We start from the raw sequence: 11544 nt of genomic DNA, 5'->3' as shown, positions 1-11544 counted from the left end.
CACGGCGATACTTTCGGCCGCGGCGCCACCCACGACACCATGGTCGCGATCGTCTCCGTCGGCGCGCCCCGCGCGCTGCTGCTGCGCCCCCGTGGCGGCGGCGAAAGTCTGCGCTATCAGGTGGGTCACGGCGATCTGCTCGTGATGGGCGGCTCCTGCCAGCGCACCTGGGAACACGCCGTCCCCAAAACCCGGCGTTCCGCCGGTCCGCGGATCAGCATCCAGTTCCGTCCGCGCGGCGTGCGCTGACGTGTAAGCCGTACGACACGCGTTTGACCTGAACCTGTGTTCAGGTTGGAAGCTGATTCCCATGAACGCGAAGACTTTTGCGCCGCCGGTCCTCGGCGACACGGGTACCGACCACAGCGCCGACATCGCCGCCATCGAGCAGATCGTCGCCTCTGTGGAGACCGCCTACAACACCAACGACGCCGAGTTGATGACCGCCGACTTCGCGGCGAATGCCATGGTGGTCAACGCGATGGGCGCGTTGCTGACCGGTCGCGCCGACCTGCTGGCCGCGAATCGCGCAGGCCTGACCGGTTTCCTGCGGGACCAGTACGTCCGCTACGAGGTCACCGACATCACGTTCCTGCGCCCGGACGTCGCCCTCGCCCACAAGGTCGCCCGCGCGAGGACCGCCACCGGCGAACTGATCGACACCGACCCCGCGATGATCGCGCTCTACGTGCTGGTCAAGGAGAACGGCCGCTGGTGGACCGCCGCCCGGCAGAACACCCTCATCCCGCAACCCGATTAGCCGAGCCGGCCGGGCAGCGGCGAACTCACCTGGACACCCAGGAACTGATCAGGCAGTTGTCTCGGGGTGCGGGTCGCCGAGGCGTGGGAGCCGGCTGCGGCGGTACGCGGCGGCGTGGGACCAGAGGGCGCGTTCGGTTTCCTCGGTGATCGGGCCGCGGTGCGCGGGGCCCAGCAGGTCGGTGCGGGCGCGCCGGGCGGCGGCGACCTGGTTGCGGTACTGGCGGAAGATCTGGACCTCGCCGTTGCGGTCGGCGTCATCGAGGTAGTGGTAGTCCATGCCACAGTAGGCGTACGTGCCCAGGGTGGCGAGATGCTCGGCCATGTCCCGCAACTGGTCGGGCGCGCCGAAGATCGTGATCAGACCGCCGATGCGGTCGACCCGCAGCCATCCGCTCGGCCGCGGGTGGTAGTCCGACGACCGCTCGCCCCAGCTCAGCGCACGCCACGCGGCGTCGGCGGCCACCGCGCCCGCCAGGCCGAACGTCTGCCAGCGCACGGTCCCCTCGGACCGATCGCGCCACGGCAGCCGACGCCGCAGCGCGGTGGCGGCATCCTTGGTGAGCACGGTCAGCTCCGACGGCACCAGCACGATCGGATCCGAGGGCGCGCCGTCGAACGGGTTGGGATCGAGGTGCGCCGGATCGATCACGACCAGCGTGCCGGGCCTGCGCTGATAGGCCAGTCCCCACAGCAGTCGCGCGAGCACCCGCGCGCCGCGCCAATCGGAGAGCACATGCCAGGTGTCGTGAAAACGGTTGGTGGCGAAGCGGAAATCGCGATATTCAGGACACCACGACCCGACGCACGCGGCAACGGATTTTCGCGCGGGCGAGAAGCACGCGACCCCGTTAGATTGACAGCATGAGCAATCCTGGGGCGGGAGTTTTGGCCGTGATGCCGCTGCACACGATCAGCGAGGTCTACGGCGAATCCGGACTGCGCGAACGTTTCTTGTTGGAAATCGCCGATCTACCGGACACCGATCGGCTCACTGCGGCGCTGGAATTGGCCGCCGAATTACACCGCGACGACCGCTACGGCCGCGAGCCGTACCTGAATCATCTGCTGCGCGTGTCGATTCGGATCATCAGCCACTACAAGGTCCGCGACAGCGAGCTGGCGATCGCGGGCCTGCTCCACGATGCGGTCGAGGACCATCCCGCCGAACTCGCCGGCGACCGACCGGGCCCGCCGACCGCCGCGGCGCTCACCGTCCTGGCCGAGCGATTCGGCGACCGGGTCGCCGATATCGTCGCCGCCGTCACCAATCCCGCCCCGGACCCGTCGATCGACCGGCACGTGCAATACCGCGAGCACGTTGCGGCGAATCTGGCGGACGCACCGTGGGCGCGCATCGTCAAACTCTCCGATTTCACCGACAACGGTGTCGGCATCCTCTACGCGACGGGTTCGGCGATGCACAAGCTCGCCGTCAAATACCGCCCGCTCACCGCGGTGTATCGCGATCTCGTCACCCGCGCCGACACCCCGTTGTCCGACGACGTCAAGCAGTACATCCTCGATCAGCTCGACAGCGCCGACGAACGCTTCGACGCGATCCTCGCGCGGGACTGACCGGTCGAATCCTCCGTTCGGCGGAGGCGGAGACCGGCCCGTCGATGGCAGGGTTGCCGGTCATGGGCACTCGGCGCATCGACAAGGTACTGCTGGTGGCGGGTGTGGCGGCGTTTCTAGCCGCGCCGCTGACGCTGATCGTGACCGGCCATACCGCCCTGCGCTATTCCGCCGACAGCGACGACACAGTGCCGTTGTGGACCGTCTGGGTGACGGTCGGCGCCGCGCTCGCCGCGGCGCGGCTGGTACCGCCGAAGCAGCGTGCCGAGGGCCCGGCCCTGGATACGCGCGTACTCGCTCGCCAGGGTTGGTGGCTGTACGCGCTCGGCGCACTTTTCGCGGTCGGCTGCTACCTGTCGGGGGGTGCCGACCTGTGGTTCCTCGGACTGAAATGCGCACTGCTGCTTGCGGTTCCCCTGCTGCTGCGGCTCGTGTCCTGGCGCGAGTGGTACCGCATCGACACCCGAGGCCGCTGGCTGCGGCCCGCACCCGCCGTGCTGACCTTCCTCGTGCTGGTCACCGTGTTCCATCCGAGCTTCACCGGCACGCCGCCGCCGATCGCGCTCGTCGTTTTCCTCTTCTTGCTGAACGCGGTGCTGGAGGAAATCTTCTACAGGATCTGGTTGCAGACACGACTGGAAGCCCGGTACGGGCGCTGGCCGGCCATCCTGCTGACGTCTCTGCTGTGGGCCGGTTGGCATGTGGCGATCCAGGGCGGCAACGGTTTCGGCATCGACTTGGCCACCGTGGTCGCACGACTCGGCGCCGAGGGGTTGTTCTTCGGCTACCTGTGGTCGCGGTATCGGAACCCGTGGTTGCTGTTCGTGGTGCACGGGGTGACCAATGCGTCGGTGGGCATGCTCGCCGCGATGTTCTGACCAACGCATGTTTCGGGAGTCAGGCGCGGCGCAGCACCGATTCGACGAGTTCGCGCACCGCGTCCAGCAGCCGCTCGGTCTCGCCCGCCCGGATCATCGCCTGCACCAGTTCGCCGCCGATCGCCGCCAGCAGTAGCCGCCCGACCGTTTCGGCGTCGATATCGGGCCGGGCCGCGCGCAGCAGCGTGGTGATGTGGTTGTCCCAGAACGCATGGAACTCACCGGTGCGCGGATGCGGCGGCACCGTGCGGTAGGCCACGATGAGCTCGGAGTTCGCGATCACCAGCCGGGTCATCGCGTCGAAGTACGCGAGCAGCCGCTCTGCCGCCGGCGCGCCCGGCCCGAGCGGTGGCGGGCCGGTGGCGATGGCGTCCATCAGGGTGAGCGCGCTCTCGGCCACCATCTCGTGCAGCAGGCGGCATCGACCCCTCGGTCGACTCGGTTCTCCCGCTGGACCAGGCAAGCAAGGCGCACCAACTGCTGGAAGACGGCATTCCGCTGGGCCGAATCATCCTGCGCCCCTGAACCACTGGCCGAGCATGAACGTCGCCCCGCAGCTTCGGCCGAGCGCGCGAGCCCGACCCGCAGGCACGCCCCCGACACGGCGTGGGACAGGCTGGCGCACAGCCCTACTCAGGGCCGGCGAGCGAAGGCGGGCGCGTGTTCGGGGCGGATACCGCGGGCGACCAGGAAAGGCGGGATGCTGCGCACGATGGGGATGCGGCGGAAGATGCGCACGGGCAGCGGGGCGGTGGGCGTGCCGGCGATATCGATGCTGCCGGACAGGGCGGGGCGGATGGCGCGGGCGTGCAGGAAGCGCTGGATGCCCTGGGTCACCGCGGTCGGCAGGCTGCGGCGGCGTTGCACCTCGGCCAGCTCGCGCACCCCAACGGTGCCCGAAAGCAGCGGCGCGGCAAGAATTCTCGCGGCAGCGACCGCATCCTGCACGGCGAGGTTGATGCCGACGCCCGCGACCGGGGACATGGCGTGCGCCGCGTCGCCGATGCACAGCAGTCCCTCGGTGTACCAGGTGGTGAGCCGATCCAGTTTCACGTCGAGCAGCTTCACCTCGTCCCAGCCGGTGAGCACGTCCACCCGATCGCGCAACCACGGCACCGCATCCGCCATCTGCCGCATGATCTCGTCGACCGGGCCGCCCCGCGCGGCGGCGTCGGTGCCCTTGGCGATGAGGGTGGCGCACTGCCAGTAGTCGCCGCGGTCCAGCAGCACGGCGGCCCGGCGCGCGGTGACGATCGGGATGGCGCCCGCGGGGTCGGTGTCGTTGCGCGGCAACCGGAACCACCACACGTCCATCGGTGTGGGCCAGCTGCGCGCCGGCAGATCCGCGGCGGCACGCAGCACCGAGGAGCGCCCGTCACAGGCGACGGTGAGGTCGGCGCGGATCTCCCCGGTGGCGCCGTCGGTGGTCCGATAACCCACACCGACGACCTTGCCGTCCGACCACACCGGTGCTGTCGCTTCGGTATTCATCCGCAGCGTGAAGGTCGGCTCCTGTGCCGCGGCACGGGCCAGCAGATCGAGCAGATCCCACTGCGGCACCATGGCGATGTATTTGTGTTTGCCGGGCAGGTTTTTCAACGAGGCGAGCGTCTGCAACCCGCCCGCGGTCGGCAGCGCGACCTGTTCGAGCTTGCGCGCGGGCAGTTTCGCGAATTCGCCGCCGAGACCCAGCTCGTCCAGCAGGTCGAGGGTGGTGGGATGTACGGTGTCGCCGCGAAAGTCGCGCAGGAAATCCTTGTGCTTCTCCAGCACGGTCACTTCGACACCGGCCCGGGCCAGCAGCAATCCCAGCACCATTCCGGCGGGTCCACCACCGACCACCAGACAGGTCGTGCGTTCCATCGACTGCCTCCCCCCAGGTCGCCCGCGCGGATGCCTCCATGCTAATCCGTGCACGAACCGGACTGCGGCGGAACGGATCCGGGTGTCGCCCGGCCGATTACCGGTACAGGACGAAGAAGTACGGTTCGGCCAGCCCGCGCATGTCCATCACGCCGAGCAGTGTGCGCTCGTCGACCCGCCGGAAGTGGTCGATGATCGGCAGGTGGTCGTAGATCATGGCGGCACTGGTCACACCGCGGTACTCGATATCGCGCAGCCGCGCGGTGGGCTTGCTCGTGCGCAACGCCGGTCGCAGCAGCGGGAGCGCGCGCTGGCCGGCCTGCACCAGACCGACCGGCACCCGCCCGGCCAGTCCCAGCGGCACCCGGCGCGGGTCGACGGGAAAGACGGTGCCATCGGCGGTGGCGAACAGCAGCGGATGCACGGTGTCCGCGTCGTCGAACTGCTTGCCGTACCAGCCCGACGCGACGAGCACGCCGGCGAACGGATGTCCGGTGTCGACCTCGTCGCCTTGCCAGCGCCCGACGGTGACCTCCGCGACGGGCGCGGCGGGCAGCCGGTCGAACAGCTCCCACGCCTGTGCCGCGGTGGCGCGGCGGCCCCGCAGCGCCGCCAGGTCGACCGCCGGTCCATTGTTCGCAGCCATCCGTCTCTCCTCAACACGGCAACATTGCAAGAATCACTGTATCTATCTCTCACGACGGCTCGCCCGCCGGTCGGCGCTCAGAACGGCGCGTCCGACGGCAACCGCCCGACCTCCGGCAGATACGGGTCCAACTCCCCTGACTCGAATCGCGACATTCCGATCACCTGCCAGAACTGTCCGGCGGTATTGCCTTCGGACTTGTACCGGCCGTCGGGCGCGAGCGCGGCCCACCCCTCCGGCAGCCCCAGCAGTTCCGCCCGGACAGCGGGCGCGGCGTCACCGCCCGGCACCGTCCACAGCATCGCGTTGCCGTCGTCGCCGCCGCTGGCCAGCAACTTGCCCGACGGATGGAACGCCAGCGCCCAGACTCGGCGCTTGTGCCCCTCCATGGTGTGCAGATGCCGCCCGGTCGCCATGTCCCACAACCGGATCACGAGATCGTCGCCCGCGGTGGCCAGCAGGCCGGTGCGCGGGTCGACGGCCGCCGACCAGAGCCGTCCGCTGTGCCGGGTCAGCTCGTGCAGGCTCACCCCGGCCTCGACATCCCAGATCCGCGCCGTGGTATCCCAGGAGACGCTCGCGAGCCGATCCCCTTGGAACGCAACGGCATACACGCGATCACCGTGGCCGTGCAGCTCGCGCAGCAGCCTGCCGGAGTCGACATCCCACAGCCGCACCACGGAGTCGTCGCACCCGGTGGCCATCAGCGAACCGTCGGCGTTGAAGGCGATCGACCGCACCCGGCCGCGATGTTCACCGCACACCATGTGCAGCGCGCCGGTGGTCCGCGTCCAGATGATCACCGTGTCATCGTCGTTCGCCGTGGCCACGTACTGATCGGTGGGATCGAACGCGATCGCCCACACCGGCGCGGCCTCGATATTGATGTGCCGCTGGAAATCTCCGGTGTCTAGATTCAGCAGGCTCAGCCTGCCGTCGTTGCCGACCACGCCGAGCTGCTGGGGTTGCTTCCCGCTGAACAGCGCGGTCTCGAAGGTGAGCAGCCGGTCCTCGCTGCCGACCAGCCGCCGGATGAGCCTGCCGGTCACCGGATCCCACAGCCGGACCACGCCGTCGTTACCGCCCGCCGCCAGGATCGTGCCGTCCGCGTTGAAGGTGACCGATTTGACCTGCCTGCCGTGGCCGGTGAGGACATGCCGGCACACACCGGTCGCGGGATCCCAGAGCCGGGTGGTGAATTGGTCGTCGGTGACGGCGAGTTGGGCGCCGTCCGGCCGGAACGCGAACGGCCAGATGGAACCGGCGTGCGCGGTGATCCGATGCCGCAACTCGCCGGTGACGCTGTCGCGCAGGCAGAGCAGGCCCGCGCTGTCGCCGGACGCGAGCACCTCGCCCGCCGGATCGAAGGCGAGCCAGTAGATCGCCGCATTGTGCTCGGTGGGAACGTATTTCGCCACACCCGCGTCCACGTCCCAGACGCGTAGTCCACCGTTGGTATCGCCGCTGGCCAGCAGCGGCAGGCGCGGATGGAAAGCCAGCGTGTAGACGCGGCCGTCGTGACCGGGCAGCGCGCGAATCAACTCGCACCGCACCGGATCCCACAGCGCCACGGTGCCGTTCGCGCCGCCGACCGCGAGCACGGCACCGGCGGGGTCGAACGCGATCCGGAAGACCGAGCCCGTCTCGCCGACGAATTCACCACGCTGCGTGCCGGTCTCGACGTCCCAGAGCCGGACCACCCCGTCGCGATACGCGGCGGCGAGCACGCCGTCGTGAAAAGCCAAGCTGTAGATCAGCTCCCGGCGGCCCTCGGGCGCACACTCGTGCAGCAGGTCGCCGCTGGGCAGCGACCAGAGCCGCAGCATGCCCTGGGCGTCGCCGGTGGCGAGCAGATTGCCGGCGCGGTTCAGCTCGACCGGCCACGGCCATTCGCTGTGCCCGTGCAGGATCCGGCGCGACTCGCCGGTGACCGCGTCCCAGATGCCGACCGCGCCGTCGGCGGCGCCGCTGATCAGCACCGTGTCGGTGAACGCCACCGCGAACGAACGATTCCGATGGCCCTGCAGCGTGCGCAGCGGCAGGCCGGTCTCGGTGTCGCAGATCAGCACGCCGCCGTCGTCGCTGCCGACGGCCAGCATGCCGCCATCGGGGCTGTAGGCCAACGGTTTCGGCAACCTGCCGTGCCGAGCGTGGAAGCCGTGCCGCACACCGATCGAGGCGGGGGCGAACTCGGTCCGCGCAACCGACCCGGGCACCCAGGCCGCACCGTGCAGATCGGTTCCCGCGGGCGTACCGATCACATCCAGCAGCGCGGCCCGATTCCAGCGACTGTCCGGCGCACGGGACCCGGTCAGATCGGTACGGGCCAACCGTGCCCTGGTGAAGTCGGCGCCGGTCAGGTCCGCGCCGACCAGGCTCGCCTCGTCCAACCGCGCGCCGACAAGGCGGGCGCCGCGGAGGACCGCCCGGTCCAGATTCACTCCGACCAATCGCGCCCCGGTCAGGTCCGCGTCGGTCAGATCGACCTGCTGCATATCGCGATACGACAGATCTTCACCGGCCAGCACCGCGCCGCGCAGATCCGCGGAGGGCGCGGTGCGCAACCGGGTGGTGAGCCGGACCGCGTTGGTCTTGGCCACCTCGTCGGCGGCCGGGTCGTCGAGCACACCGTCGGCCCAGCCGCGCGCGGCCCGGACGTCGGCGAGGTCGCAGAGGAAGTCGATGGACAGCTGCGAGAGCGGCACATGCGAAAGTTGGGGCGGCGCGGTCACACCCGCGGCGAACTGCTCGGCGATGTGGTTGGCGACCAGCCACTCGGTGACCGAGGAGTGGATGAACCCGAACAGGTTGTCCTCGGTGCGCACCAGCAGGCTGCCGGAACCGATGGCGTGCGCGGACTGCTGCACCGACATCCGGTTCGAGCCGGTCATCTCCACCAGACTCTGTGCGACCTCGGTCAATTCGGACAGACGTAGGTACGGCTCACCGGTCTCCCAGATGCGCAGCGCGAATGCCGTGACCGCCAGCCACAATTCGTGCAGCCGCAATCCGGGTAGGGAACCCGCGGCGCTCGCCGTGCGATCGGTCTCGTAGGCCAGCCAGGATTCGAGGATCTCTCGATACAGCCCGGCCGCGCCCACGGTCTGCTGGGCGCCCGCGGCCGCCCGCAGGCGTCGCTCGTCCAGATCGGCGATGAAGCTGAGCATGCGCGGATTCTGCGCCAAACCGAGCAGATCCTGGATGCCGGTGATCAACCGCATCCTGGCGTCGGCGCGGGCCACGTCCCCGCCGTAACGGTTGGTGAGGAAGGCGTGCACCTGCGCGGGCGCGAAATCCTCGACGGACAGGATGTGGCGATCCTGCAGCAGCCCCACCCGCTCCCCCAGCGCGGTCAGCACCTGGGCGCGCGAGGCGAAGTGCTGAGTACGGCTCGCCACAATGATTTTCGCCTTGCCGACCGCGGCTTGCAGCAACGTTTCCAGGTGGTCGGTGGCGAACTCGTAGCTGATCCGGGTCACGAGTTCGTCGAAGCCGTCGAACAGCAGCACCACCCGGCCCTCACGCAGCATGTAGCGCAACGCCTTCAGGTCGATCCGCTCTTCGCCGTGGTTGGCCAGATGCGCGGCGACCAGTCCGTCCACCGAATGCGTCTTGTCCAGATGCCGCAGTTCGATCAGGATCGGGATCAGCGCAGGCATGGTCTCGGTGATCCGGCGCGCCACCTCGTGCAGCGCGAAGGTCTTGCCGCGCCCGAAATCGCCGAGCACCAGCACGAATCGGCCGTGGTCGGCGGCGACCAAGCGCAGCAGCTCGGCCACCAGGTCGTCCTGGATCACCTGATCGCCGTGCTCGAGCATCCGGAACCGTTGCGGCACATAGAGCTCCGGCGGATACCGGCGGTCCGTGCGCAACCGTTCCACCTGTTTGGCCAGGTAGTCGTCCAGGTCGAGCAGACCCTGGAACTCGGTGAAACTGCGCACCCGCAGGCCGTGGCTGGCAGCCTCGTCGCGCAGCGAACGTGGCGGTGGCGCACCGCGATACACCAGTTCGGACCCGTATTCCGGGTCGTGGCCGAGGAAGTCCTCGATCACCTGCCTGGTCATATCGCCGACATGCGCGCCGATCCGCCACTGGGCGGTCACTTCGTCACGCTGATGGGTGATGATCAGATGCGGCGGTTCGGACTCGACGCGGCGGATCTTCGCGTCCGGATAACGGGTTGCGCACACCTCGGCCAGCCGCTCGAGCAGGCGGCCGTGCGGGTCGAGCACGGCGGGGGCCTCCGGCGCGGTGTCCACCGGGTCGTCGGGACCGGCCAGTTCGGGCAGGGCATGCGGGGAGAGCGCCGCGACGGCGTTCGTCCAGGGCAGTTCCAGACGAGCGGTCGGTGCGCCCGGATCCCCCGAGGTCGCGCTGTAGCGGGCCAGCCCCTCGGCGGTCAGATGGATGATCTCGTCCCGGCCCGGCGCGGCGGCGGGGATCACCGGCAGCCTGCCGTCCAGTCGATCCAGATGCGGCCCACCGGGTCCCGGGCCGTGCAGCAGCAGGTTCAGCCGCCCGCCGAGCAGCCGCGACAGCGTGTCGACATCGCGCAGCAGCGCCGGATCGCGGGGCGACGCCGCCGTGCCCGGCAACGGATCGTGCCGGACCACGCCGAGCCGCAGCCAGCCGTTCTCCTCGAACGGCCGCAGCCGCTCGGCGAACCACGCGGCCTGCGGTTCGCCGATCCGGCCGTAATCGTCGTCGGGCAGATGGGTCGCGGCCATGGTGGAGTTCAAACCCGCGACCACCAGCCGCAATTCGGGGATCGGGAACAGCGTCCACGGCTGACCCACATCGAACACCAGATGATCCAGGCCCTGGTACAGCTCGCTGAACAGGCGCGCGTACTGCTCCAGCTTCGGGAAGTACGGCGGCTGCGGTTTCCGGTCGCGCGCTTCACAATTCAGGAAATAGGCGTGACACGCGATCTTGGACACGTCGTGGTTGCCCGGCACCACGACCAACCGGTCCGGCTCGAGGCCGAGCAGCACGCGCAAACCCGTCAGGAAGCTCAGCGCCTCGTCGACCTCGCGCGGCTTGCCGGATTCGGTGAGATCGCCGGTCACCACGATCAGATCCGGTTTCGGCACACCGCGATCGATCGACTGGGTGACATTCGACCAGATCCGGGCCTGGAGTTCGCGCGCCGTGCTCGGTTCGTCCGGTGCGAGCAGGCCCCGGCCGAAGCGCGGGCCCGCGACATGCAGCACGCTGACTCCGGTTCGCGGTTCGGCATGCGGCGTGCCACCCGGAAAAGCCGGGGCCGCAACGGGTGTGCGCCGGCTCGTCGGCGAGGCGACCGGGCCCGACTCTTCCTCGTCGGCGTAGCGGTCCGGTTGCGTCACCCCGAGTTCGTTCGGGAAGCCCGGTGCGGTCGCCGGTTTCGCCCGGCCCGCGAGCAGGTGCCGCACCCGCTCCAGCAGGATGCGGCGCGCCTCGTCCGCGGCCGAGACGGGCACCAGATCGATGTAGGTGAGGGTGGCCAGCAGCCCCTCCAACTGGCAGTCGGCGATCCGGACCGGCATCAACTTGCCCGGATCGGTCCGGAACGCCGCCTGCCATTCCATTGTGCCGTAACGGGATTGGAGATAGTTGTCGGAGAGCACGAGCAGCACGACCGCCGAATCCCGCACGCCGCGGTCCATGAAGTCGATGAAGTTGGTGCCCGGCACGAAGTCCCAGGCCTGGATCAGCGTGCGATAACCGGCGCTCTCCAACTGCCAGGCCAGCCAGGTGGCCCACCGCTCGTCCGCCGGAGAGTAGCTGATGAATACGTCCCGCGGTCGCCCACCCTGCTGTGTCACGCACCCAGTATGG

Annotated in this window: 10 protein-coding genes; 5 read left to right on the top strand and 5 right to left on the bottom strand. The window is 69.3% G+C overall.

All coding sequences use genetic code 11. The features are described from left to right. Together NBRGI_RS26490 and NBRGI_RS26485 are read left to right on the top strand one after the other, a co-directional pair. A partial coding sequence (locus NBRGI_RS26490; RefSeq protein WP_029899926.1) for an alpha-ketoglutarate-dependent dioxygenase AlkB occupies positions 1-249 on the top strand: 249 nt, incomplete at its 5' end. Between the two features lie 61 nt (positions 250-310). Continuing rightward, complete coding sequence (locus NBRGI_RS26485) at positions 311-760, top strand: SgcJ/EcaC family oxidoreductase (RefSeq protein ID WP_029899925.1); 450 nt, start codon at positions 311-313, stop codon at positions 758-760. 48 nt (positions 761-808) lie between these two features. Here NBRGI_RS26485 and NBRGI_RS26480 read toward each other — a convergent pair whose 3' ends face one another. After that, positions 809-1495 carry a hypothetical protein gene (locus NBRGI_RS26480; RefSeq protein ID WP_051728042.1) on the bottom strand — a complete coding sequence of 229 codons (687 nt, stop codon included), beginning with the start codon at positions 1493-1495 and terminating at the stop codon, positions 809-811. 128 nt (positions 1496-1623) lie between these two features. On the opposite strand from NBRGI_RS26480, the gene NBRGI_RS26475 reads away from it, so the two are divergent. Both NBRGI_RS26475 and NBRGI_RS44270 read left to right on the top strand, forming a co-directional pair. Then, entirely contained in the window at positions 1624-2337 is a 714-nt protein-coding gene (locus tag NBRGI_RS26475) for an HD domain-containing protein (protein ID WP_029899923.1), read from the top strand. Between the two features lie 62 nt (positions 2338-2399). Next, the gene (locus NBRGI_RS44270) at positions 2400-3215 is read left to right on the top strand and encodes a CPBP family intramembrane glutamic endopeptidase (protein WP_036560907.1); all 816 of its coding nucleotides are present in this window, start codon (positions 2400-2402) and stop codon (positions 3213-3215) included. A gap of 19 nt (positions 3216-3234) precedes the next feature. On the opposite strand, the gene NBRGI_RS26465 is transcribed toward NBRGI_RS44270, so the two are convergent. Beyond that, positions 3235-3618 (bottom strand): hypothetical protein, encoded by a 384-nt coding sequence (locus NBRGI_RS26465; protein WP_200882224.1) that lies wholly within the window; start codon positions 3616-3618, stop codon positions 3235-3237. A 17-nt stretch (positions 3619-3635) separates the two neighbouring features. Between NBRGI_RS26465 and NBRGI_RS49960 the strand changes: the two genes are divergently transcribed. Then, the gene (locus NBRGI_RS49960) at positions 3636-3740 is read left to right on the top strand and encodes a hypothetical protein (RefSeq protein WP_370627844.1); all 105 of its coding nucleotides are present in this window, start codon (positions 3636-3638) and stop codon (positions 3738-3740) included. A 108-nt stretch (positions 3741-3848) separates the two neighbouring features. On the opposite strand, the gene NBRGI_RS26460 is transcribed toward NBRGI_RS49960, so the two are convergent. From NBRGI_RS26460 to NBRGI_RS26450, 3 genes are all read right to left on the bottom strand, one after another. Further along, a complete protein-coding gene (locus tag NBRGI_RS26460) occupies positions 3849-5078 on the bottom strand; it encodes an FAD-dependent oxidoreductase (RefSeq protein ID WP_029899920.1) in 1230 nt (409 codons plus the stop codon). Between the two features lie 97 nt (positions 5079-5175). Further along, positions 5176-5724, bottom strand: coding sequence for a DUF4334 domain-containing protein (locus tag NBRGI_RS26455; RefSeq protein WP_029899919.1), 549 nt, complete (start codon positions 5722-5724; stop codon positions 5176-5178). A 77-nt stretch (positions 5725-5801) separates the two neighbouring features. Beyond that, positions 5802-11531, bottom strand: coding sequence for a TIR domain-containing protein (locus tag NBRGI_RS26450; protein WP_029899918.1), 5730 nt, complete (start codon positions 11529-11531; stop codon positions 5802-5804). Positions 11532-11544 lie beyond the last annotated feature (13 nt).

It is taken from the genome of Nocardia brasiliensis IFM 10847 (genome assembly GCF_000710915.1).
Classification (GTDB): Bacteria; Actinomycetota; Actinomycetes; order Mycobacteriales; family Mycobacteriaceae; genus Nocardia; species Nocardia brasiliensis_A.
Note: the sequence above shows the minus strand (reverse complement) of the source record. Positions and strands in the feature narration are given on the sequence as shown.